This window comes from Streptomyces mangrovi (assembly GCF_900114215.1).
GTDB lineage: Bacteria > Actinomycetota > Actinomycetes > Streptomycetales > Streptomycetaceae > Streptomyces > Streptomyces barkulensis.
Map to the genome: position 1 here is coordinate 371,937 of NZ_FOSG01000005.1, position 24,285 is coordinate 396,221.

16 protein-coding genes are annotated in these 24,285 nt (G+C 74.5%); 6 read left to right on the top strand and 10 right to left on the bottom strand.

Annotated elements, in window-relative coordinates:
- The first annotated feature begins 348 nt into the window (after window positions 1-348).
- Window positions 349-2,100: an SPFH domain-containing protein gene (locus BM237_RS10045; protein WP_093849194.1), complete on the top strand. Its 1,752-nt coding sequence runs from the start codon at window positions 349-351 to the stop codon at window positions 2,098-2,100.
- On the top strand, window positions 2,097-3,413 hold the full coding sequence (locus tag BM237_RS10050; protein WP_093849195.1) for an SPFH domain-containing protein: 1,317 nt from the start codon (window positions 2,097-2,099) through the stop codon (window positions 3,411-3,413). The genes BM237_RS10045 and BM237_RS10050 overlap by 4 nt, the downstream gene beginning before the upstream one ends.
- A 159-nt stretch (window positions 3,414-3,572) precedes the next feature.
- Here the strand turns inward: BM237_RS10050 and BM237_RS10055 are convergent, their stop codons facing one another.
- The 3 genes from BM237_RS10055 to BM237_RS10065 all read right to left on the bottom strand — a co-directional run bounded on the left by BM237_RS10055 (window position 3,573) and on the right by BM237_RS10065 (window position 6,290).
- Complete coding sequence (locus BM237_RS10055; protein ID WP_217655820.1) at window positions 3,573-4,832, bottom strand: ferritin-like domain-containing protein; 1,260 nt, start codon at window positions 4,830-4,832, stop codon at window positions 3,573-3,575.
- Window positions 4,829-5,680: a phosphate/phosphite/phosphonate ABC transporter substrate-binding protein gene (locus BM237_RS10060; RefSeq protein WP_245793521.1), complete on the bottom strand. Its 852-nt coding sequence runs from the start codon at window positions 5,678-5,680 to the stop codon at window positions 4,829-4,831. Before BM237_RS10060 ends, BM237_RS10055 begins: the two co-directional genes overlap by 4 nt.
- Window positions 5,681-5,801: 121 nt before the next feature.
- Window positions 5,802-6,290, bottom strand: a complete 489-nt coding sequence (locus tag BM237_RS10065) for a helix-turn-helix domain-containing protein (protein WP_175540952.1) — start codon at window positions 6,288-6,290, stop codon at window positions 5,802-5,804.
- 214 nt (window positions 6,291-6,504) lie between these two features.
- Here BM237_RS10065 and BM237_RS29565 point away from each other — a divergent pair, with 214 nt between their 5' ends.
- A complete protein-coding gene (locus BM237_RS29565; RefSeq protein ID WP_093849196.1) occupies window positions 6,505-7,671 on the top strand; it encodes a GGDEF domain-containing protein in 1,167 nt (388 codons plus the stop codon).
- Between the two features lie 129 nt (window positions 7,672-7,800).
- Here the strand turns inward: BM237_RS29565 and BM237_RS10075 are convergent, their stop codons facing one another.
- The 5 genes from BM237_RS10075 to BM237_RS10095 form a co-directional block, all read right to left on the bottom strand.
- A complete protein-coding gene (locus BM237_RS10075; RefSeq protein WP_093849197.1) occupies window positions 7,801-8,223 on the bottom strand; it encodes a helix-turn-helix domain-containing protein in 423 nt (140 codons plus the stop codon).
- Window positions 8,220-13,244 (bottom strand): DNA repair ATPase, encoded by a 5,025-nt coding sequence (locus BM237_RS10080; RefSeq protein WP_093849245.1) that lies wholly within the window; start codon window positions 13,242-13,244, stop codon window positions 8,220-8,222. Before BM237_RS10080 ends, BM237_RS10075 begins: the two co-directional genes overlap by 4 nt.
- 132 nt (window positions 13,245-13,376) lie before the next feature.
- A complete protein-coding gene (locus tag BM237_RS10085; RefSeq protein ID WP_107415218.1) occupies window positions 13,377-15,452 on the bottom strand; it encodes a flotillin family protein in 2,076 nt (691 codons plus the stop codon).
- A 68-nt stretch (window positions 15,453-15,520) separates the two neighbouring features.
- Window positions 15,521-16,201 (bottom strand): OB-fold-containig protein, encoded by a 681-nt coding sequence (locus BM237_RS10090; RefSeq protein WP_093849198.1) that lies wholly within the window; start codon window positions 16,199-16,201, stop codon window positions 15,521-15,523.
- Window positions 16,202-16,459: 258 nt separating this feature from the next.
- Window positions 16,460-17,566: a PucR family transcriptional regulator gene (locus BM237_RS10095; RefSeq protein WP_093849199.1), complete on the bottom strand. Its 1,107-nt coding sequence runs from the start codon at window positions 17,564-17,566 to the stop codon at window positions 16,460-16,462.
- Window positions 17,567-17,956: 390 nt separating this feature from the next.
- Here BM237_RS10095 and nhaA point away from each other — a divergent pair, with 390 nt between their 5' ends.
- A complete protein-coding gene (nhaA, locus tag BM237_RS10100; RefSeq protein ID WP_093849200.1) occupies window positions 17,957-19,324 on the top strand; it encodes a Na+/H+ antiporter NhaA in 1,368 nt (455 codons plus the stop codon).
- Here nhaA and BM237_RS10105 read toward each other — a convergent pair.
- Window positions 19,308-20,621 (bottom strand): cation:proton antiporter, encoded by a 1,314-nt coding sequence (locus BM237_RS10105; RefSeq protein WP_093849201.1) that lies wholly within the window; start codon window positions 20,619-20,621, stop codon window positions 19,308-19,310. The two genes, nhaA and BM237_RS10105, sit on opposite strands and share 17 nt — an antisense overlap.
- Window positions 20,622-20,747: 126 nt before the next feature.
- Window positions 20,748-21,674, bottom strand: a complete 927-nt coding sequence (locus BM237_RS10110; protein WP_093849202.1) for a DUF4328 domain-containing protein — start codon at window positions 21,672-21,674, stop codon at window positions 20,748-20,750.
- Between the two features lie 214 nt (window positions 21,675-21,888).
- Here BM237_RS10110 and BM237_RS10115 point away from each other — a divergent pair, with 214 nt between their 5' ends.
- Window positions 21,889-22,107 carry a heavy-metal-associated domain-containing protein gene (locus BM237_RS10115; RefSeq protein ID WP_093849203.1) on the top strand — a complete coding sequence of 73 codons (219 nt, stop codon included), beginning with the start codon at window positions 21,889-21,891 and terminating at the stop codon, window positions 22,105-22,107.
- A gap of 87 nt (window positions 22,108-22,194) precedes the next feature.
- On the top strand, window positions 22,195-24,285 hold a 2,091-nt coding region (locus BM237_RS10120; protein ID WP_093849204.1), incomplete at its 3' end, for a heavy metal translocating P-type ATPase.

Sequence of the window (24,285 nt, forward strand, 5' to 3'; positions counted from 1 at the left end):
CGGGCGCCTGCGCCGGTGGTGGTACGCGCTCCCCGTGCTCCCGAACCTGGCCGCACTGCTGCGGCTGACCGTCCTCGCACCTTGAGGTCAGTGCCGAAGGTGCCTTACGGGCCACCGTGCCGCAAGGTGATCGCCTGACGGCGCTGATCCGTCCTCTGCTCTGCCGCCGCCCTGTTCCCGGCGGTGGGTCGGTGCCGCCACAGGCGGCCTGGAAGGTCCCGTACGGGTCACGATCCGCGCCCGGCTTGGCCCCGGGCGGGCCGCGTGATGTGAGATGGGGGTGGAACACCCGTACGGGACGAACGAGACCGGAGACGGCGAAGGGCAGACGTGGCACGAACCCAGGACATGCGCAGAATCGCACAGTCGGTGGCCCAGGGGGCCGATCCGCGGGCCGTGGCCGAGGAGGAGCTGCGCCGGCGACGGCGCGGCGGGGCCGGAGGCGGCGAGGGCGGCGGGAACGCCGAGGGCGGCTCCCGTCAGGAGGCCCCCTCCCAGCAGGACGGCATCGACCCCGCAGACTTCCCCGCCGCGCGGGAGCAGGGCGGCTCCATCGCCACCGTCATGACGCAGCAGACCGTTCCGCTGGCGGAGGCCGGGGAGGCGCTCAACCGCAGCGAGCAGCGGCGCGAGGGGGGTGGGCCGGTGCACGCCATCTGCCCGATGGTGCTCCCGCGCGGACGCTCCCTGCTGAGCATGCTCCCGGTGCTCATGCTGCTGCTGGTGGGCTTCGTGGGCTCCTTGACGGTGTCCGCCGTCGGCGGCAGCGCGCTGACCAACCCCCTGTTCGGCCTGCACTACTGGGTGCTTTCGGTGCTGGCCGTGGCCTTCGTGTGGTGGCGGCAGGGCATGGTGATGGTGCCGGACGGCTGCCAGGCGCTGATCACCCGCTTCGGGAAGCTGGAGCAGGTGGTCGGCCCCGGCCGGGTGATCCTGCTGAACCCGTGGAAGCGGGTGTCGTACATCCTCAACACCACCCGCGAGTACCCGTTCAACGCGCCGGTGCGCGAGGCTCCGACCCGCAGCGGGGTGAAGGCCTCGATCGACCTGTTCATCCAGTTCCGGATCAACGACCCGGTGGAGTTCGTCTACACCCTCGGCGCGGTCCGCGGCTTCGAGGAGAAGCTGAGCAACGCGGTCAGCGAGACCATCCGCAGCCTGATCTACGAGCAGGAGGCCGCGGGCATCTACGACATGGTCGGCGAGGACACCGGCCGGCTCCTGGAGCAGCTCAACCAGCAGTTCCAGCCGGCGGTGGAGCTGACCAACGCCAACATCACGCACGCCGAGCCCTCCGACCGCAACTACCGCATGGACCTGGCGGCCCCGGAGATGGTGCGGGTCGCCAAGGAGGCCTACACCCACGAGTACGCGCTCCAGCTCCGCAAGGAGCAGGACGAGGGCGACCTCACCAAGGAGCTGGCCGGTCTCCAGGAGACGTTCTCCGCGATCCAGGCGGAGATCGCCCAGTACCAGGCCCAGATGGACACCGCCGTCGAGCGGGAGACCAACCGGGCCCAGGCGCTGGCCCGGCAGCGCTATGTGCAGGCCGAGTCGGAGGCGAAGGCCAACGCCGCGCTGCTGGAGGCGCAGGCCCTGGACATCCGCGCGGTGACCGCCGCCGAGGCCCCGGAGATCCTGGAGTACCGCTACCGGCAGCAGATGCTCGACACCCTGGAGCAGGTGGCCGACCACCTGCCGCAGCTGGTGCGGGTCGGCGGCGCGGAGGATGCCGACGGCACGGCCGGGGTCGACTTCCTGCGGCTGGCCCGGGAGATGATCGGCGAGCACGGCACGGAGCTGTTCACGGACGCCGACATGGCCGCCGTCCGCACCCGGCTGCGGGAGGTCTCCGAGCGCATCGAACGGCGCCAGGAGGAGATCCGCGCCCTGCTGGAGGAGGAGCGGCCGACCGTGCCGGCCGGGAGCGCGGCGGCTTCCGTGGGCACGGAGGCCGCGACCCCGGAAGCGCCCGGCGGGGAGTCCGGGGCGCCCGGCGGGGAGTCCGGGCCGTCCTCAGCATCCGAAGCACCCGGGGCGCCCGCGGCACCTGAAGCATCCGCGGCGTCCGGCGACGACACCGAGGAGGCCGCGCAGTGAGCGCCGTATCCACCGCCCGCAGGTCGGTCATCTCCGAGGCCGTGGCCCCCTGGAGCGAGATCGCCCAGCTGCTGCGCGGCGGCGAGGCGGGCACCCTGGTCCCGGTCATCATCCCCCGCCAGCGCCGCCGGCTGTGGTGGCTGCTGCCGCTGTGGCTGGGGGTGTTCGCGCTGCTGACCGGCGTCCTGCTGAGCGCGGGCGACTCCGACGGGCTGACCGGCGCCGCCCGTGACTCCCTGGCGGTGTTCTCCTACGTTCTGGGCGTGCTCGCACTGCTGGTCGGGGGGCTGTGGTGGTGGCGCTCCTCGATCGTGGAGATCGAGCAGGGCACCAACGGGGTCCTGACCCGCTACGGCGCGGTCACCCGCACCCTGGACCCCGGCCGCCACTATCTGTGGCACCCGTGGTCGCGGGTGGAGTTCGTGGTGGACACCGCCACCGAGATCCCCTACTCGGCCCCGGTGATGGCCTGCCCGACCCAGGAGAACGTGCCGCTGCGGTCGATCGAGTTCTTCCTGAAGTTCCGCATCACCGACGCGGTGCTGTTCGTGCGGACCATCGGCGCGGGCAACTTCGACCTGGTGCTCTCCAGCGCGGTGCAGGACGCCATCCGGCAGCGGGCGCGCCAGATGCGCACCGAGCGGGCCTACGACCTGCGGGGCTCGGACGTGGCCGACATGCAGGAGCTGCTCAACCGCCAGCTCTCCCGCTACGGGGTGCGCATCACCGGCTGCAACATCCCCGACGTGCAGCTCCCGGCCCAGTACCAGCAGCACCTGGCCACCCGTGAGCGGGTCGCCAAGGAGCGCGCCGCGTACGACCAGGAGTGGGGCCTTACCCGCAAGCGCCGCATCGACAGCCTCCAGATGGACATCGAGCGGGCGAAGAAGGTGCGCGACGCGCGCATCGTCGAGGTGAAGGCCGCCCTGAACCGGGCCCGCGAGGAGGTGGCCCAGCTCCTGGAGGAGCAGGAGACCAACGCGCAGCGGGTGCGGTTCGAGATCGAGACCCGCGGGCGCAGCGGTCTGATCGCCGCCGAGAACGAGGCCCGCGCCCAGCGGCGGCTGGCCCAGGCGTACCGCGACAACCGGGCAGTCCTCCAGTACGAGCTGGCCCGCCGCCGGCTGGAGGTCGGCGCGGCCCTGGCCGGCAGCGCGCCGCGGCCGGTCGTGGTGCGCACCGACGGCGCGGGCGGCGGCGACACCTCGGCGCTGTCCACGCTGCTGACGGCCCAGCTGCTGCCGCGGCTGGCGGCCCTGCCGCCGGCGGACCCGGCGCCGCGGTCCGCAGGAGCGGCCGACGGCGAGGGCTGAGCCCCGTCCGTCCTGCCCCGCCCGGCTCCGGCCGGGCGGGGCAGGACCTCCCTCGCCCCGCGGGGCGAGGGAGGTCCTGCCCCGCCACCCCGCGCCACAACAAAGTAAGACCGGATCTAACTAAGATCCGGTCTTACTTTGTTGAGCCGACTTTCCCGGTCACATGAAGTTGCGGGTGTGGAGCGCGGAGAGTTCGGCCGCCTCGTCGGCGGGGAAGCCGAGGTGGACCAGGCGGCGCTGCCTGCCCTCGTCCATCTCGGCCTGGAGGGCCAGGACCGCGTCGTGGCCCCGGCCGATCGCCTCGGGGGTCCACTCGCCCGCGGCGAGCACCACCAGGGAGTCGAAGACGTCCGCGTTGAGGCCCGTGGTGTCGGTGAGGGCGTCGTGGCGGCGCTCCACGGCCGCGCGGAGCCTGCCGCGCAGGGCGGGGTCGACGGTGCCGCGGTGGTGGAGGTGGGCGACGCCGAAGGCGACGTGCCGGGCCTCGTCGCGGCGGGCCAGGGCCGTGACGCGGCGGGTGACCGGGTCGGGGGCATGGCGCTCCAGGAAGGCCAGCAGGCTCAGGAAGCTGCCCTCGCCCAGCACGGAGAGCAGGAAGGAGGCCAGGGAGAAGTCCGGTTCGGTCAGCAGGGTGTCGAGCGACTCCCGCCCGCCGGCCGAGGACGTGCCCATCTCCCCGCCCCGCAGCAGGGCACGGCGGGTGAAGACCTCCATGTGGCGGGCCTCGTCGGCCGCCTGCACGGCCAGCAGCTGGACGACCTCGCGGAAGTGCGGGTGGATGCGCGCCAGCAGCCGGGCCGGGACGACGAGGGCGGCCTGCTCGTTCTCCACCAGATAGGTCATCACCTGGACGACGGCGCGCTCGATCTCGTCGGGGAGCGCGAAGGGCGCCTCCCAGTCGACGGCCCGGCCGGGGTCCCACTGCTCGGCCGCCGCGCGGGCGTAGAGGTGGGGGGCGACGTCGGCCCAGACGTGGTCGCGGTCCACCAGGTCGAAGGGGCCGACCGGGCCGCCGCGCTCGACCAGCGCGCCGCGCGCCGCCAGGCCCCAGGTGGGCGAGGGGCGGGCGGCGAGGCCGTCGGGGCCGGGGCCGCCGGCCCGCTCGGCGCCCGCCCAGCGGTCGAGGTCCGCCCGGCCGCGGACGATGCGGGCGTGGACGCCGCCGGGCCCCTGCCCGCCCGGGGCCCCGCCCGGATCCGGTGCGCGCAGCCCGTGGCCGTGTGCGCGGCACCAGGCGCGCAGGTGGACCAGGAGCGCGGGATCGCCCCCGGTCACCGCCAGTTCCTGGCCCGGGTGCAGGCCGAGCAGCGCGCGCCGCACCAGCAGATGCGCGCCCCGCTCGAATCCCAGCGCCCCGAGGCGGAGCGTCCGCGGACCGGGCCCGGGATCAAAACCGGAGCCGTGTCCGGCCGTTGTCACGGGGCGTACTCCGCCGCGGTGACCCGTCCGGACGGGTCGTAGAAGCCCGCCTCGTCCACCGCGGCCTCCAGCAGCGCGTAGCCGGTGGTGCGGCCGGGGTGCCAGGCGGTGAGCCCTTCCAGCTCCAGCAGGGGGCGTGCCTCGGGGTCGGCGAACGACATGGACAGCAGCAGCTCGCCGAACCGCCCGGTCAGTTCGCCGGGGGCGTCGTCCGCGACCGTCATGTTGCAGTGGTCGTACGGCTCCGTCTGGGCCAGCACCCGTGTGCTCCCCGGCGGCAGCGTCCCCTCCCGCCCGAACAGCAGGTGGTTGGCGTCCAGGAGGCAGGCGGCGTCCGCCTCGCCCGCCAGCAGGGCGCGCGCCGCCTCCCGCTCGCCGCCGACGTGGTCGCCGTGGAGACCGGTGCCGACGTCGAAGCGGCGGACGCCGAAGTCCCCGCCCGGGCGCAGCCCCGCCCGGCGCAGCGCCTCCAGTGGCAGCAGGGTCGCCTGGGGCGAGTCGACCGCCCCGACGGCCACCGTGCGTCCCTTGAGGTCGGCGAGGGTGGCGACGGGCGAGTCGTGGCGGGTGACGACCACGGAGGTGAGGTCCTGGTCGGTGTCGCGCATCACCAGTGCGCGCACCTCCCGGCCCGCCGCCCGCGCCGTGCGGTCGGCGCGCACCCAGGCCAGCGGCGAGTTCCAGGCGGCGTGCAGTCTTCCGGCGAGCAGGTCCTCGACCTGGCGCTCGTAGTGCGAGTAGAGGAGGAAGTCGAAGGGCAGGTCCCGGGCGCGCAGCCACGCGCGGAAGCCGGTCCAGATGGTGACGGTCTTCGGGTCGTAGGCCACGGCGCCCATCAGCAGCGTCAAGGGTCGCTCTCCTCACATGGCGGCGATCTCCGCGAAGCCTAGGAGTGCGGGACGATCCGGACAACCACGCCCCTCACGCGTACGTGTGAGGATCCGTCGGGTGCGGGAGCGTCGGGCGCGGTCAGGGCCGTGCGGTGCGGTCCTCCGGGTCCGGCGCGCCGGCGGACGGGCGCTCCTCCTGCCGGGTACGGGCGCCGGGCTCGCTCTCCAGGACGTGCTCGACGATCCTCGTCACGGCGGCGAGCCCCTCGGGGGACAGCTCCAGGGCGCGCAGGGCGAGCTTTCTGACGCCCATGTTGTGGGCCACCTTGGCGAGCTCGATCTCCGCGTCGGTGCGGGCCGCGGCGCGCTCGTCCAGGAAGTAGGAGGCGGGAACGCCGAAGAATCGGGCCAGGGCCGCCAGGAGTTCGGTGGAGGGGTTCTTCTTGGTGCCCTTGCGCAGTGCCGACAGATAGGCGCCGCCCACCCGGACACCGGGCTCCGCGCGCTTGACGGCGGTGGCGACCTCCTCGTTGGTGTACCGGCGGCCCTTGGGGCCCTCCGGGCGGACGGTGTCGAAGAGCCGGTCGAGTCTCTCCGACAGCGTCCGATCCCCGCGGGTGTCGGACACCGCATCCACCTCCACCGCACCGGAACCGACCAGGAGTCGTCACCGCATCATAACTCCTGCCGACCGGACGGGAGTTGACAGCCCGGTCATTCGGAAGCCTAAACTCACTCATCGCATTCGCTCAACTACCAGTTGAGTTGAAAACCAAACGGTTCAACCGCAGGTTCACCACTGCCCATGCGCCGGACCGCACGACCGGGGGAGAAGGGGATCGATGAGTACTGCGCCGAGGACGACCGAGGAGCACGCGCCGTCCCCCTCGTGCTGTCCGGGAGGCGGCCATCGCCCCCTGACCGATGACCTCACCGGGTTGCTGGTGAGGAGGGCCTGGGAGATCAGGGCCTCCCAGGCCCTCGCCTCCGCCCGCAGGCAGCACAGGCCGCTGGCGCTGCTGCTGGGCGACCTCGACCGCTTCAAGGCCGTCAACGACACCTACGGCCACCTCGCGGGGGACGCCGTGCTGCGCGCCGCGGCGGACGTGCTGCGCCGCGTCGGGAGCGCTGTTCAGAGCTCGGCCGGGGAGGCGGTCTGCGGGCGCTACGGGGGCCACGCGGGCGACGAGTTCCTGGCCCTGCTGCCCGGCGCCGGCGCCGAGGAGGCGATGGCCGCGGCCCGACTCGTCCAGCAGGGCGTGCGGGAGATGTCGGTACCGGCCCCGGTCAGCCGCGGCACCACCGTGACCATCACCGGGCAGACCGTCTCGCTCGGCGTCGCCGTCTGGGATCCGGCCGACCCCGCCCCGGGCGGGCTGTCGGACCTGCTGCTGGACTCCGACGTGGCGCTGCGGGAGGTCAAGCGCACGGGAGGCGGCCGCATCCGGCTGGCCGGCGCGCCCGGCGCGCCCGATCCGCGCTCGGCGCCCCTCCTGCCCGGCCCCTTCCAGGCGATACCGCCCGCCGCCCGGCCGAGCTGGCTGCCGTACGGCGGGACGCACCGCGCCGTACCCGCCGGCACCTGGTGGGACGCGGTGCGGATGCCGGGGCGGACGGGTCTGCTGGTGCTCGACGCGCTGCTGCGCCACGGCGACCGGCCGCCCGGCCCGGTCATCGCCGACCTGCCCGGGGAGACCGGACCGGGCGGAGCGGCGGAAGGGGGCCGGGAGCGGTCGCGGATGTACTTCCTCATCCCGCCCAGGGTCGCCGAGCGCTGGGAGCTGCCCGGTACCCGTGTGCTGGGCCGCGGCTCCTACGTCGTCGTGCCCGACGCCGCCAGCGTCCGCCCGCCGGGCCTGCACTGGATCGTGCCTCCGGCCGCCGACCGCCGGCTGACCAGCATCCGTGCGCTGCGCGCTGCGCTGGAGACGGCGAAGGCGGTCGAGGCGGCCGAGGTGGCGGAGGCGGCCGAAGCGACCGGGGGCACCGCGCCGGCCTCCTGCGCGTAGGGCCGGAGCCCCCGGGGGGAGCGGACCGTGCGAGCCGCACGGGAGGTGCGCGGCGTACGGGGCCCGTTGCCCCCGCTCCCGGACGGGCGTGGCCTTCGGCGCCTCCCGGCTGTCGGTCATACCGGCACTCTAGAAGCGTCCGCCCGCGCCTGTCCCGGCCTTCGCACCACTCTCCGCGATCGTCATATGCCGCTGCGTGCCGGACCCCGCGGCGGGCGGCTCGAACACCAGACGCGGCTCGCCGGCGTCGAAGGTGAGCGCGAAGGAGGCGTCCAGGGCTCTCGCCGGCCGGGTGAGCACCGCCAGGGTCGGCATGCCCGCGCCCAGTTCCAGCCTGGAGACCCGCGGCCGACTCATGCCCGCCCGGCCGGCCAGTTCCGACTGGGAGATGCCCAGCGCCCTGCGGCGTCCGTACACGGCCCGGCCCAGGCCTTCGGAGACCCTCGCCCTCTCCCGGGCCCGGTCCGCCTCGCCGTGGACGTACTCCGCGCCGGGCCACCGGTCGCGGGCGGCCCCGCGCCGGAGCCGGCCCCCGGCCGCGCCGCGCCTCACCGCCCCGCACCTCCCGCCGTCTCCGGCGCCCCCGCCGTCTCCGGCGCGGGGGCACCGGCGGCACCCGCGGCATTGCGGGCCCGGAACGCCTCCTTGACCTGGTGCCACCGCCGCTCCTGCTCCCGCGTCATACGGCCGCGCAGTTCGGCGAGTCTGAGCAGGTTCGCCTCCGCGTCCGCCGACAGCGTGCGGGCCTCGGCCGTGTAGTGGTCGTCGATCAGCGCCTCGACCTCCTCGTCCGTCATCACCGGCGCCAGGCGCCCGGCCAGCTTCCCCGTGTCGCGGTAGGAGCCCTGGAGGCGGAACGGTGGTTCGGTGCGGGCCGCCTCGTCGCCGGAGGCGGAGGCGATGTAGGCGGCGTTGACCGCCAGCACCGTGCGCCGCACCCGCAGCAGCCCGCGCAGCACGCCCAGCACCTGCTCCAGCTCGGCGGGCGAGTACGGGTGGGACAGGCGGTCGGGGCGCGCCGAGGGGTCGCCGGCGGCCAGCCGCACCAGCAGCTCGGTGTCGGCGCGCTCGCGCGAGGCCAGCGGCGCCAGCACCGGGTTGGCGGTGAGGGAGTTCTCGATGTGGCTGAACGCGAACAGCTCCTCCCGGCCGGACAGGACGTCGCCCAGGTTCCACACGTCCGCGCGGTTGGCGAGCATGTCCGGGACGCGGAAGCGGGCGCCGGACTCGGTGAAGGGGTTGCCCGTCATGCACACCGCGAACCGCTTGCCGCGCAGGTCGTACGTGGCCGGCCGGCCGTCGGAGAACCGCACTCCGTCCAGGCGGCGCTGGGCGTCGCACAGCGGGATGAAGCGCTGGAGCAGCTCCGGCGAGGTGTGCTGGACGTCGTCGAGGTGGAGCAGGATGTCGCTGCCCGTCTCCAGGGCGAAGTTGATCTTCTCGACCTCGCGCCGCGCGGTGGCGTCCGGTGCGGCGGCCGGGTCCAGGGAGGTGGTGCGGTGGCCCAGCGCCGGGCCGTCGACGCGGACGAAGGCCAGGCCCAGGCGGGCGGCGACGTACTCCATCAGCGTCGTCTTGCCGTAGCCGGGCGGGGAGAGCAGCAGGAGCAGGCCCTGGCTGTCGGTGCGGCGGTCCTCCCCCGCCGTGCCGAGCTGTTTGGCGAGGTTGTCGCCGATCAGCGGCAGGTAGACCTCGTCGATGAGGCGGTTGCGGACGAACGCGGGCAGTACGCGCGGCACGTACGCGTCCAGCCGCAGCCGCTCGCGCTCGGCGTCCAGCAGTTCGGCGCGGCGGCGGGTGTAGGCGCGGTGGGCCGGGACGCGGACGGTGCGGAACTCCTCGGTGCGGTCGAGGAACTCGTCCAGGCGCAGCGGCAGGGCGCCGCCGGTGATCCGCGGGTGGGTGCCCAGCAGCCCGGTGACGACGGCCGTCAGCGGCGCGTCCACGTCCCGGTGCTCCAGCGCCTCGCCGCACAGGGCGACGGCGACGGCCTCGGGCAGGTCGGGGGACGGCGCGGCGTCACCCCCGGCGGCCGGTCCGGCGGCCGGTCCGGCGTCCCGCCCGTCCTCGCGCCCTTCCCGGGCCACGGACTCGGCGTACGCGCCCAGCCAGGCCGCCGCGAGCTGGTGGCGGGCCGCCGGCCGCTCCGGGTCCTCCGGCGACGATCCGCCGAGCGCCCGCAGATCCTCGGCGAACTCCTCGGCCGGGGCCGACCGGGCGCCGCCCAGCGAGGCGTAGAAGCCCTCCAGCAGGGCGCGGGCGGCGGGACCGACGGCGAACCGGCCGCCGCTGAAGGCCAGTTCCTCGGCCAGATACGTTCCCACCGCGGCCGGGCGCGGCGGTACCGGCAGCCCGGCGCTCTCCAGGAACTCCTGTGCCGCGCCGCCCAGTTCGGCGGCGAGCGGCTCCAGCGCGCCGCGCGCGCCGAAGGCGGCGCGGGCCCGGGCCAGTGACTGGGCACGCACCGTCCAGGCGGCGCGCGCCGCGCCGTTCGCGCCGTAAGCCCAGAACAGCTGCGCCGCGGCCCGTACTCCAGGGGTGAAGCGCAGCAGCCCGGCCCCGGCCCGCAGCCGCAGCGCCGCGGCGAGGATCGCGGCGGCGTCGTGGTCGTGGACGCCCCGGTCGTACCCCTCGTCGTAGGCGGTCTCGGCCGCCCGGCGCACCAGCGGCAGCAGGCTCCCGGCGTCGGCTTCCCCCTCGCCCTCACCCACGCCCGCCCCGGCCGCGTCGTGCGGCAGGTCCGCCAGCACGCCGGCCGCCAGGTGCTCGGCGCGGTAGACCCGCGGCGACTCCGAGACCAGCGGCTGGTCCCAGAACTCGCGGGTGGCCGCGAAGTCCGGGTCGCGTACGGCGGCGCGGTATCCGGTGCCGGAGACCGCGAAGGCCAGCCCGTCGCCGTGCGGGACCAGCGTCACCTCCAGCGGCCTGGTGCTCACCGCGAAGCGGTGGCGGCCCAGCCGCACGGTGCCGGCTCCCCCGCCGGCTCCCCCGCCGGTGTCGGCGCCCAGCTCGACGCGGTCGCGCAGGGCGCGGTCCGCCTCCTGCCGGGCCGCCGTCAGGGAGGCGGTCAGCTCCTCGGCGCGCGCGGTGTCGCCCAGGGAGCGCAGCTCCTCGACGGCGGCGCGGATCCGGGCGACCAGCGGATCGGCGGCGAAGTGGGCGGCCACCTCCTCGGCGGAGGCGAGGGAGGCGCAGCGGCGCGCGACGGTCTCCAGCACGCGCGCGGCGGACACCGCCAAGCGCTCCGCGCGCCGGGCGCGCTCGTCCAACTGGGCCTGGCGGCGGGCGGCGAAGGCCTCGCGGATCTCCTCGCGCCGCTCGGCCAGGCGGGCGAGGAAGTCCTCGTGGGCGCCGAAGCGCGCCTGGAGGTCCTCCAGGCGCACCAGCAGCCGTCCGAGCTGCTCGTCGCACTCGTCGGGGGTGGTGGCGGCGGCCAGCGCGCCGGTGACCGCCTGGCCCAGCAGGGCCGTCTCGGCGGCGAACTCCGCGCGCCCCTCGGCCTCCAGCAGCTCCCGGCGCCGGCCCTCCAGTACGGCGCGGGCGCGGTTGACGGCGGCCGTGGTCTCGCCGATCCGTTCCAGCACGGCCGTGCGCACGGTGGCGTCGCCGACCTCCAGGGAGCCGATCACCTCGGTGACGGCGCCGAGGCCGTCGGCGTGGCCGGCGATCCGCTCGCCCAGTTCGTCGGCCTCGGCGGCCGTGGCGGCGGAGGCGGCGCGGTCGGCCAGTTCGGCCACGGCCGCGCCCACGGCGTCGAAGGCGTCCGCGCGGGAGAGGTCGGCCGCCGCCCGGCGGCCGGTGGCGGCAAGCGCCTCGTCCAGCTCCGCGCCGAGCGCGTCGATCCGGCCGGGGTCGGCGTGGCGCAGCTCGCGCAGGGTCTCCACCGAGCCCCGGGCGCGGCGCAGTTCGGCCAGGAGGTCCACCCAGCCGACCGCCTCCCCGGGCGCCTCGCCCCGGGCGCGGCGCACCAGCGCGGTGGTGCGCGCGGCCGTCTCCTCCACGGCGGCCGAGGCCCTCTCGCGCAGTTCGGCCACCCGCGCGTACTCGGCGACGGCCTGCCCGGCGGCCTCGCGCAGCGTCCGCAGCGGCGTGCCGAGCCCTTCCAGCTCCTCGGCCAGGCCGGGCGCGTCCAGCCAGTGGTGGCGGTCGGCGGCGCGGGCGCAGGCGGCGGTGACCGCCTCCAGGGCGGCCGCCGTGGGCAGCCCGCCGCCCGTACCCCGAGCCGTCCATCCGGTCACCCCCTCGGCCAGCCGTACGACGGACAGGCAGTCGGAGATGCCACGCACCAGCTCGGCGTTTCCGACCCGGGCCAGCGGACCGTCCCCGGCGGGGCCGGCGGCGCGGGGGTGAAGGGCGTAGGGGGTGTTCCACAGCCGTACCGGGTGCGCCGCCGTCTCCTCCCCGCCGGGCGCCCGGCCGAGCACGGCCAGGGTGCCGTCGTCGAAGAGGGCGTGGCCCAGGGCGGGGATCGGGGCGGCGGCCTCCTTGCGGATGAGGTTGTAGGACAGCAGCAGGGAGCGGCCCCGGGCAGGGGCGTGGAAGACGTACAGCACGTCCTCGCCGCCCGGCGAGCGCACCTCCGCCTCGAACTCCATCCCCTCGGTGTCCGTCTCGAAGGTACGGGCGGCCGAGCCGGCGGGGGCGTCGGCGAGGTAGCAGCCGCCGGGGAAGACGACGCCCTGGTCGTCGGGGAGGCGGCGGCACGCCTGCCCGATGCCGTCCAGCCGCAGCACCTCGCCGGTGCGGGTGTTGAAGACCAGGTGGCGGTGGGCGGCCTCGTTGTACGGCAGCACGCGCAGCAGGACGAGATCGCCGACGCGGGCGTGGGCGATCTCGGCGTCGGCCAGGGCCTGCAGGGGGTCCTCGACGGGCTCGCTGTGGACGCCCTCGGCGGTCTCGGTGTCGTTGTCGGTCTTGACGGTGAGAAAGCCGCCGACGGTCGAGACGTACAGTGTCCCGCCGTCGACCGCCACATGGGGGTGGCGTCCGGTGACGTGGTCCTCGCGGGCGGCCGGCGTCCAGACGACGTCCTGGGCGGAACCGGTGGAGCCCGCCGCGCGGTCGAGGTGGTCGCGCTCGCCCTCGGCGTCGAGGTAGGCGACCGTGCCGCCCACCTCGGCGCGCCAGCGCAGGACGCGGATGTCGGTGGCCCGCCCGCCGATGGAGAAGACGGCCAGCAGCAGCGGTCCGGTGCGGCGCAGCCGCAGCAGCCGGGCGTGCCGGTAGTAGCGGAACAGCTCCTCGACGTCGCGGTGGAGGCGCGGGTCGTCGAGCAGGCCGGGCACGGCGTCCGGGCCGGCGGGCTCGAAGGCGGGCGGGCCGCCGTCCTCCGCGCGCAGGCGGTGGAGGGTGAGCACGTCGGCGACCGACTCCGGCCGCCCGTGCCCGGCGGGCGGGTTGGCGCCCAGCAGCAGCGCCCCGCCGACGGCCACCGCGTCGCACGGCACCCGGGGCCGCCCGGTGTCCAGCCGGGCGGCGCCCGCCAGTTCCAGTCCGGCGTCGCCGAAGGCCTCGACGCGGCGGTCGTTGAGGGCCCGTGCCCGGGCCGCGAGATCCGTCGCCGCGGCCGCCATCCGGTCCCGCAGCACCTCGTGGGCGCCCGCGTCCGGCCCCACGTCCGGCCGCGCCTCCGGCGTCCGGCGTGCCTCGGTTGCCACCTGCCCTCAACTCCTCGCTCGTTCGGCGTCCTTCACAGGGTGTGCGGGTCAGCGGCCCACGGGGGTGCCGTTCCCGGCGGCGTGCGTACGGTCGGCCGCGCCGCCCGCCGTACCGGCCGCGCCGCCGGCCAGGGCCGACAGCGGCAGGTCGGCGACGCCCGAGCCGCGCACCGCCTCCAGCAGGGAGGCCAGCTTCGGGGCGTCGGGGCCGCCGCCCGAGGCCAGCCTCGCCAGCAGGCCGGCCAGGGTCAGATCGCGCAGTCCCGCGGCGCCGAGCCCGGCGGTCACGGCGGTCAGGTCGTGCGTGAACGTCGAGTTCTCCTTGTCGAGCCAGGGGCCCGCCATGGCCTGGACGGTCTCGCTGCGGTTCACGAAGCCGTCGACGCTCCGGCCGGCGGCGATGGAGCCCACCAGCTTGTCGAAGAAGACCGAGTCCCCGCCGACGATGTCGATGTTGGCGTTCTCCAGGCCGGTGGCGATCAGGGTCGCCTGGGACTCGGCGATCTGCCGCTGGACGTCGATGCCCGCGATGCGGACCTCCTTCTCCGCCTCCAGCCGCAGGCGGTACTCCTCGTGCCCCCGGCCCGCCTCGTCCATCCGTGCCATGGCGCCGGCCTTCTCGGTGAGCCCCTCGGCCTCGGCCTTCAGCTTCTCGCGCAGCCCGTCGGCCTGGGCCAGGGCGAGTTCGCGCTCGGCCTCGGCCTCGGCACGGCGGGTCTTGGCGATGGCGTCGGCCATCCGCTCCTGGACGTCGGCCTCGGCGAGTCCGGCCGCGGCGGCCTCGGCCTTGCGGCCCTCGGCCAGGCGTACGGCGGCGGCCGCGTCCATCTCGGCGGCCTTGCGGCGCGCCTCGGCCATCGTCAGCTCCTCGGCCGCCCGGTGCCCGGCGGCCTGCTCGGCGGCCTCGGCCGCCTTGATGTCCTTGACCAGCCGCTCCTGGGCCTGGGCCTCGGCGGCGATGATCAGGGCCTGGCGCTCGCGCTCGGCCTCCTCCACCGTGCGCAGCTTCTTGATCTCCTCCTCCTGCTGCGCGACGGTCTTCTCCACCGCGATCCGCTCGCGGATCACGTCGGCGATGTCCCGCTTCTCGGCCTCGACCTCCTTGTCGGCGGCGATCCGGCGCAGCTGGGTCTCGCGTTCGCGGGCGATGACCTCCAGCAGACGGTCCTTCTCGATGCGCTCGTTCTCGATGGCCACGACCCGGTCGCGGTTGAGCTTGGCGACGGCGATCTCGCGCTCGCGGTTCTCGTTCTGGATGCCGAGGGCCTCCTCGGTCTTCAGATGCGCGGCGTGGGAGCGCAGCCGCTCCTCGGCCTGGACGCGGGCGGTCTCGGCCTCCTCGCGGGCGCGCACGGTCTCTATCTCGCGCTGCTGGCGGATCTCGGCGTCGGCCTGGCGGCGCTCGAGTTCGAGGACGGCCTCGCGGGCCTCGACGTTCTGCCGGGTGATCTCCTTCTCCTCGCTGCGCTGGAACTCGTTGGTGCGCACGTGCTCCACGGCGGTCAGCTCGGTGATCTTGCGGATGCCCTGGGCGTCGAGGATGTTGTTCCCGTCGAGCTGCCTGAGCGGGGTCTGCTCCAGGTAGTCGATGGCCGCGTCCTCCAGGCTGTAGCCGTTGAGGTCGGTGCCGATGACGGCGATGATCCGGTCGCGGAACTCGTCGCGCTTGGTGTAGAGGTCGGCGAAGTCGAGCTGCTTGCCGACGGTCTTGAGCGCCTCGGAGAACTTGGCGTTGAACAACTCCTGGAGGGTGGTCCGGTCGCTGGCCCGCTCGGTGCCGATGGCCTGGGCGACCTTGATGACGTCCTCGACGGTCTTGTTGACGCGGACGAAGAACGAGATGCGGATGTCGGCGCGGATGTTGTCCCGGCAGATCAGCCCCTCGCCTCCGGTGCGGGCGATCTCGATGGTCTTCACCGAGATGTCCATCACCTCGGCCCGGTGCAGCACGGGCAGCACCACGGTGCCGGTGAAGGTCACGTCGACCTTGCGCATCTTGGAGACGATCAGCGCCTTGCCCTGTTCGACCTTGCGGAACAGGCGGCTGACCACGATCAGCAGGGCGATGCCCATGAGCATGAGCACGGCGATGAGCACGCCGAGGCCCGTGGAGATGACGTCCATGGCGGTGGGTTCCTTGTGAGGTCGTGTGCTTGAGGTCCGGTGGGCGGGTCCGCGGCGGCGCGCGGGGGTCAGCGCGGCAGCCGGCCGGCGTCCGGACCGGGGTCCAGTACGGGGTCGCAGGGCATGACGTGGAAGAAACCGCCGTCGGGGTCGTAGTCGAAGACCAGTGCGGTGCTTCCGGCGGCCAGGCCCGCGGCATCCTCGCCCCGGGCGCGGACCTGGACCAGATGGGCCGAGCCGTCGTCGGCGGTGATCTCGGCCTGCCCGAAGCGGTGGCTGACGTGCCCGGTGCGGATGGTGCACACCCGGCCGACGAGGTCGCGGTGGCTGATGCCCGCCTCCCGCGGCGCCAGCCGGGCCAGCAGGCGGATCAGCAGCCGTGTCAGCCCCCAGGCGGCGAGCAGCGCGGCGGGCAGGACCAGCAGGCGCGCCGGGGCGCCCCCGCCGGCCCGCTCGACCAGCGCCGCACCGCTCAGTGATGCGAACCAGGAAATCGAGATGAGGAGGGACAGGGAGACGGAAACCGGCGCCCCGCCGAGTCCGGCCGCCGCGAGAACCGCCGCGGGGCCGGTGGCCGGACCGGTGCCAAAGTGGTCGCGGTGGCCGGCGTCGATGCTCTCACCCCCGTCGAGGGCATCGACGCCGACCGCTCCGACCAGTACCGTCAACCAGTACACGAGCACCACCACAAGTCCGAACCCGAACAGATTGGCGGGGAAGCTCATGGCCGTATGCATGAACTCGCTCATCGTTGCACCCCCGTACCGGTCGCGGCGTGACCTCATGCTGACAGTCCGGAACCGGGTCGCACATTGCCAGGATCCGGCAATCTTTACGCCGTGCTTACGTCCGGCAACCGGAGGGAACCATCGGCGCGGCAGCCGTCGCCCGCCCCTTCGGGCCGGATGGTGCGGGCTGTCCGGCCAGGCGGTTCGGCGCCCCCGGGGCGCGGGGAGGAGCCGTGGGGAGGAGCCGTGGGGAGCCGTGGGGAGCCGCGAGGCGGTCGGCTAGAGCGGCTTCTCCGGCCAGCCCAGCAGCCGGGCGCCCATCGCGGCGGTCTCCAGGGTGTAGCGCTGGAGACCGTCACCGGGGTCGTAGCCGGTCAGCTCCCGGATGCGCGCCAGCCGGTACGACAGGGTCCGCACGCTCACGCCCAGCCGGCGGGCGGCCTCCGCGTTCACATAGCCCGCCGCCGAGCACACCGACAGGGTCTCCAGCAGCGGCGCGGCCCCGCCGCGGGCCTGGGTGAGCGGCCCCAGGACCGTGCGCACCAGATCGGCCATCGCCGCGCGGTCGCGCAGCAGCACCGGGAAGACCAGCATCTCCGCCGCGTTGAACCGGACCCCCTCCAGGCCGAGCCGGTCGGCGAGGTCCAGGGCCCCCAGCGCCTCCTCGTAGGAGCGCACCACGCCGCTGGGGCCGCTGTGGGACCGGCCGAGCGCCACCCGCCCGGCGGCGGGGTAGCCCGGGCCGGGGTCCTCGGCGAGCCGGGCGAAGGCCCGCAGGACGGACTTGTCGGCGCTGGCGGCGATGCACACCAGCCGCCCGTCCTTGGTGGCGAGCAGCACGTCGCGCTCGCCGAAACGGCCCACCAGTTCGCGCTCGATGCGGCGCACGGTGGGGTGCACGTCGTCGTACTTCTCGGTGCCCGAGGCCACCGCGACCGCGTGCGCGCGGGCCAGCCGCAGACCGAAGCGCTCGGCGCGCTCGGCGAGTCGGCCCAGGTCGCTGCGGCCGTAGAGCAGGTCGTCCACGAACTCGCGGCGCTCGGCCTCCTCCTGCCGTACCGCCAGCCGCTGGGCCCGCTCGTGCCCCTCTCCCAGCGCGGCCACCGCGGCCTCCACCGCGGCCAGCAGGGCGTCGCCGGTGCGGGCCCGCTCGGCGGCCGTGGCCGACCGGGCGATGCCCGGCAGCGTGCCCCACAGCCGGCGGGTCTCGGCGAGGTAGAGGCCGACCAGGTCGCGCAGGCCGTAGCCCTGCTCGGCGACCCGCTCGCCGGTCTCGCGGAAGGTGTCCAGCTCGGCGCGGCGCGGCAGCCGCCCGGTCCGGGATATCTCGGCGAGCAGTTCCGCGTAACCGCCGAGGAAGGAGTCGGGGAGCCTGCTGCGCCTCACCGGTGCCCCGCCCCCTTTCGTTCCGCGTTCCACCCGCCCCCGGCCGTACGGCCGGACCACCGGCACAGACTAAGGGAGTGACGGGGCCGCCGCGGCAGGGGTGGCGGCGTGCGCGGCGGGGAAGGATCACCTCCGGTCGCCGCGGCGGAGGGCGGTGTGATCACCGTCACCGGCGAAACCGGGGCGGCCGGGGGCATTCGCCGACATGGACCGGGAGTTGCCGGGCATTACCCGACAGTACCCGCGCAGTCGTGCACGGATCCGCTCTTGCGCGGAAACAGCAGGTTGTGGGTACGGTGGTATGACAATCAAGATCATAAATGGTGTGCCGGGAAGTCTGGTCGGCGACGTTGTCCACGTACCCCGAAACCGACCCCGGGAGGTCACTCCATGTCCAACGCCCCCAAAGAGCGCACCTCCCTCTTCGGGCTGCCGTCGTTCCAGGAGCGCCGGTTCCTGCTGGAGGCGCTGCGCGCCGAGACCGTCGGCGGGATGCTGCTGCTGGCCGCCGCGGTGGTGGCGTTGGTCTGGGCGAACTCCCCCTGGGGGGGGCTGTACGAGTCGGTCCGCGACTTCCACTTCGGCATCTCCTCCCTCCACCTCGACCTGTCGGTGGGGCACTGGGCGTCGGACGGCCTGCTGACGATCTTCTTCTTCGTCGCCGGCATCGAACTGAAGCGCGAACTGCTCCTGGGTGAGCTGCGGCGCCCGGCCGCGGCCGCGCTCCCGGTGGTCGCCGCCGTGTGCGGCATGGTGGTGCCCGCCCTCTTCTACGTCGCGGTCAACGCGGCGGGCGGCGGCCAGATGGACGGCTGGGCCATCCCCATGGCCACCGACATCGCCTTCGCCCTCGGCGTGCTCGCCGTGATCGGCACCAACCTGCCGTCGGGCATCCGGGCCTTCCTCCTCACCCTCGCCATCGTCGACGACCTCGGCGCGATCCTCGTCATCGCCGTCTTCTACACCTCCGCGCTGAACCTGCCCGCCCTGGGCGGGGCGCTGGCCGGACTGGCGGTGTTCTGGTTCCTCCACCAGAAGCTGCGGGTGCGCGGCTGGTACGTGTACGTGCCGCTGGGCCTGGTCATCTGGGCGCTGATGCACGCCAGCGGGGTGCACGCCACCATCGCCGGTGTGGCGATGGGCATGCTGCTGCGGGTGGTCCCGACCAAGGGCAGCGAGGGCTGGCCCACCGAGAAGGAGTCCCCGGCCGAGCGGATCGAGCATCTGGTGCGGCCGCTGTCGGCGGGCTTCGCGGTGCCGGTGTTCGCCCTCTTCGCGGCAGGCGTCAGCGTCTCCGGCGACGCGCTGGGCGAGACGTTCCGCCGACCCGAGTCGCTGGGCGTGATCCTCGGCCTGTTCGCGGGCAAGCTCATCGGCGTCTTCGGCGGCACCTATCTGGCCGCCCGCTTCACCCGTGCCCGGCTCAGCGAGGACCTGGAGTGGGCGGACGTGGCGGGCGTCGCGCTGCTGGCCGGCATCGGCTTCACCGTCTCGCTGCTGGTGGGTGACCTGGCCTTCGCGGACAACGCGGAGACCGGCGAGTACGTCAAGGCGGCCGTCCTGATCGGCTCGCTGCTCTCCGCGGTGGCCGCCGCCGTCTTCCTCAAGTTCCGCGACGCCCGCTACAAGCGGCTGTGGGAGGAGGAGAACCGGGACGACGACCGCGACGGCATCCCGGACATCTACGAGCGGCCGCGGGGCACGGTCACCGAGGGAGCCGCCGGCCGGGCCGACCGGGAGGTCAACCGCGAGGGCTGACGGCGCCCTCCCCGGCCCCTCCGGACTCCGAAGTGCCGCTTCCGGCGTCGTCACCGCCGCCCGCGCCGTTCCGGCCGCGCCCGCCCACCGGCAGGCGCGGCCCCTTCCCGTCGCCCGGGATGCCCGCCAGCTTCTCGAGGTCGAAGACCCGCGCGATCGGCACGTCCGTGCTGCTGTGGGCGACGATCGAGAAGGCGATGGTGACGGCGATCAGTGTGAAGGCGTCCTCGGCGCGCGGGACGCCCGACTGGAGCACCAGCAGCCCGTAGACCACCGAGGCGAAGCCCTTGGGCCCGAACCAGGCCGCCGTGAGCCTCTCCTTACGGTCGAAACCGGTGCCCACCAGGGACAGCAGCATCGAGGCCGGGCGGATCAGCACGATGGCCAGGAGCGCGACCACGTAGCCCCCCAAGGACAGGTCCCCGAAGAGCTGCGGGGTCAGCAGCGCGCCGAAGACCAGCAGCGCCGCGAACTTCGCCAGCTCCGCCAGGGACTCCCCCAGCGGCTCGAACGCCCCCTTGGCCTCCGGGGAGACCGCGGCGATCACCGCGCCCGCCGAGAAAGCGGCGAGGTAGGGGTTGGCGTGGGTGAGGTGGCAGGCGGCGTACAGGGTCACACCGACGGCCAGCGGCAGCAGCGGCTGGAGCCTGGGCTCGGCGCCCAGCAGACGGAAGCGGACCAGCCAGTTCGCCAGCAGCGGCAGCAGGACGCCGAAGAGCAGGCCGAGGACCAGCTCGGTGGCGATCGCGGTGAAGTCGGCGTCCTCGGCGTGCCCGGCCGGCGCGGCGGCGGCGATGAGGATCAGGACGAAGGGCAGTGCGAGGCCGTCGTTGACGCCGCTTTCGATGTTGAGGAGCTGCCGCAGCTTCGCGGGCACCTCCTCGCGGCCCACGATCGCCGAGGCGAACACCGGGTCGGTGGGTGCCAGTACCGCGCCGACCAGGAAGGACGTCGTCCAGTCCAGGCCGACCAGGAAGTGGGTCAGCAGCGCGACGCCGAGGAAGGCCAGCGGCATGCCCAGGCCGAGCGCGCGGACCGGATTGCGCCAGGCCCGGCGCAGCGCGGGGAAGGAGACGTGCATGCCGTCGGTGAACAGCACCGCGAACAGGGCCAGGTCGGCGGTGGCCGCCACGATGTCGCTGTCCGGGGTGATGTGGATCAGCCCCAGGAAGCCGTCGCTGACCAGCGCGCCGCCCACCAGGAACAGCAGCGAGGTGGAGAGCACCGACCGGGCGGCCAGCCCGGACAGCAGCACCGCTATGAGCAGCGCCACTCCGAACACCATGACGAGTACCACGAGAACACTCTCCCCAGGACGCGGACTCCGGCCGCCGGACCTGCCGTGCGCGGGCCCCGACAGGCGGGCACCCTACCGCTGCCCCGGAGCGGCCCGGGACAGAGGGGTGCCGGGCGGGCGGGCGGATCAGACCGGGGTCGCGGCGAGGGCCGCACGGTGCTCCTGGAGGGTGTGCTGCATGGCGGTGATCCTGCGGACGACGAGGATCGCCAGCACGGCGGCGAGGATGTCGACCCCGTCGGCGAAGAGGTAGGAGGAGACGGCGCTCCCGAGTTCCTCGAGGGTCTGCGCGTCCTGGTACCTGCGGGACGCGAACCGGTTGGACGCCCAGGTGAGCAGCCACAGCAGCCACCAGCAGTTGAGCAGTCCGCCGGGAAGGCGCTCGCGGACCGTGCCGTCCGGCCCCGGCGGGGTGCTGGCGTCCCAGATGTCGTTGGCGATCTTCTTGGGGAACCAGAGGTTGACGACGGGCACGAACCATCCGCCGATCGCCCAGCCCGGCCTCATCCGCTGGCTCGCGGCGTCGAACGTCTCCGCGTTGAGCCGGGAGCGGTGGAACCACATCAGGAACGGGATCCCCGCCGCCACCAGCGCGGCGAACTGGACCACACCGGCGGCGAAGTACAGCGACTCCGCGCTCTCCAGGGCCTCGGTGGAGCCGTACCACGACGACCGCGACTCCTCCTTCAGGAGCCCGGCGAGCCGGGAGCCGGCGAGGATCGCGAACAGGTCGGAGGCCACGACCGCCCCCAGCAGCGCGACGGTGACGGTCGCCAGGGTCCGGGTGGACTGCCAGCGCAGATACGGCGACTCCCCCTGCTTCCGGCGGGTCCGTTCCACCACCCGCAGTTCCTCGTCGGTCAGCACCCACCAGGGCTGTCCCGCGGGCGCGGCGGGCGCGGCGGGCACGGTGGGCGCGGTGGGCGCGGCGGACGGCGGCACCGTGTCGCCGCACGCCGGGCACCGGTTCCCGGCCGCCTCGCCCCGTCCCTCCCCGTCCGCCTTCCCGCCGGTCTTCCCGTCCCCTTCGCCCCCGCACTCCGTGCACGCCACGGCTTCGCCCCCTGCCCCTCGATGATCGTCCGCCGCACCCTACCGGCCCCCCGGGACGGCCGCCCCACGGTTTTCCGGGGAAGCCTGGAGGGGGCGTACCGGGGCCCATTTGGCTAATACCCCCTAGGGGTATAAAGTCGAGAGTGTCGGAACATCCGCCCGGCCGCCCGGCCGTCCGGGCGTTTCCGCGCACCGATCCGAGGGAGCAGAATCCATGAGCACCGTCACCACCACCTACAAGGTCACCGGCATGACCTGCGGCCACTGCGAGGGCGCCGTCAACAGCGAGGTCTCCGGGATCGACGGCGTCACCGAGGTGAAGGCCGTCGCCTCGACCGGTCTGGTGACCGTCACCTCCACCCGCGAACTGGACGACGAGGCCGTACGCGCCGCCGTCGACGAGGCGGGCTACGAGCTCGCCGGCCGGGCCTGACCGCCCGCGACCACCCCGCCTCCGCCGGACCGTGCCGGCCGCGCGCCCGCGCCGCCGGCACGGTCCGGCCCCCGCCCGGGAGAGAGCATGACCACCACCACGACATCCGGTACGCAGGCGCCCGCCGACGAGGTCGAACTCGCCATCGGCGGGATGACCTGCGCCTCCTGCGCCGCCCGTGTCGAGAAGAAACTCAACCGGATGGACGGCGTGAGCGCCACCGTCAACTTCGCCACCGAGAAGGCGCGCGTCAGCTACGCCCCCGGTGTGAGCGTCGACGATCTGATCGCCACCGTCGAGAAGACCGGCTACACCGCCCAGCCTCCCCCGCCGCCCGCCCCCGCGCGCCCGGAGGCCGGGACGCGGGCCGGGGACGGGGCCGGACAGGGCGAGGGCGAGCGCGAACTGGCCTCGCTGCGGCAGCGCTTCCTGGTCTCCCTGGTCCTGTCGGTGCCGGTGGTGCTGCTGTCGATGATCCCGGCCCTCCAGTTCGACAACTGGCAGTGGCTGTCGCTGACCCTGGCCGCGCCGGTCGTGGTGTGGGGCGCGCTGCCCTTCCACCGCGCGGCGTGGACGAACGCCCGGCACGGCGCGGCCACCATGGACACCCTGGTCTCACTGGGTACGACCGCGGCCCTGGGCTGGTCGCTGTGGGCGCTGTTCCTCGGTGACGCCGGCATGCCGGGGATGCGGCACGGCTTCGAGCTGACCGTCTCCCGCTCCGACGCCTCCTCCGCCCTGTATCTGGAGGTCGCCGCCGGGGTGACGACGTTCATCCTGCTCGGCCGCTATCTGGAGGCGCGCTCCAAGCGGAGCGCGGGCGCCGCCCTGCGCGCCCTGCTGGAGCTGGGCGCCAAGGAGGTCACCGTGCTGCGGGGAGGGCGCGAGGAGCTCGTCCCCGTGGCCGAGCTGGCCGTCGGGGACCGCTTCCTGGTCCGCCCCGGCGAGAAGATCGCCACCGACGGCACCGTGGTCGAGGGCGCCTCGGCCGTGGACGCCTCGATGCTGACCGGCGAGTCGGTACCGGTGGACGTCTCGGCCGGTGACGCGGTCACCGGCGCCACCGTCAACGCCGGCGGCCGGCTGGTCGTCGAGGCCACCCGTGTCGGCTCCGACACCCAGCTCGCCCGGATGGCCAAGCTGGTCGAGGACGCCCAGAACGGCAAGGCCGACGCCCAGCGCCTGGCCGACCGCATCTCCGCCGTCTTCGTGCCCGTCGTCATCACGATCGCCCTGGGCACCCTGGGCTTCTGGCTCGGCAACGGCGCAGGCCCGACCGCGGCCTTCACCGCGGCCGTCGCCGTCCTGATCATCGCCTGCCCCTGCGCCCTGGGCCTGGCCACCCCCACCGCCCTGATGGTCGGCACCGGACGCGGGGCCCAGCTCGGCATCCTCATCAAGGGCCCCGAGGTCCTGGAGAACACCCGGCGCGTGGACACCGTCGTCCTGGACAAGACCGGCACCGTCACCACCGGGAAGATGACCCTCCTGTCCGTCCACACCGCCGACGGCGAGGACGAGAGCGAGGTGCTGCGCCTGGCCGGCGCCCTGGAGCACGCCTCCGAACACCCCGTCGCACGGGCGATCGCGGCCGGCGCCGCCGAGCGCGTCGGCACCCTGCCCGCGGTGGAGCGCTTCGAGAACGCCGCCGGGCTCGGCGTCCGGGGCACCGTCGAGGGCCGCGAGGTGGCCGTGGGCCGGGAGCGGCTGCTGGCCGGGAGCGCCCTGGAGCTTCCCCCGGAACTGGCCGGGGCACGGGCCGCCGCGGAGGCGGAGGGCCGCACCGCGGTCGCCGTCGCCTGGGACGGGAAGGTGCGGGGGCTGCTGGCGGTGGCGGACGCCGTCAAGCCCACCAGCGCCGAGGCCATCACCCGGCTGCGTGCCCTCGGACTCACCCCCGTCCTGCTCACCGGCGACAACCGGACGGTGGCCGAATCCGTCGCCCGCGAGGTCGGGATCGACGAGGTGATCGCCGAGGTCATGCCCCAGGACAAGGTCGACACCGTCAAGCGCCTCCAGAGCCAGGGCCGCTCCGTGGCCATGGTCGGCGACGGCGTCAACGACGCGGCCGCCCTCGCCCAGGCCGACCTCGGCCTGGCCATGGGCACCGGAACCGACGCCGCCATCGAGGCCGGCGACCTGACCCTGGTCCGCGGCGACCTGCGCGCCGCCGCCGAC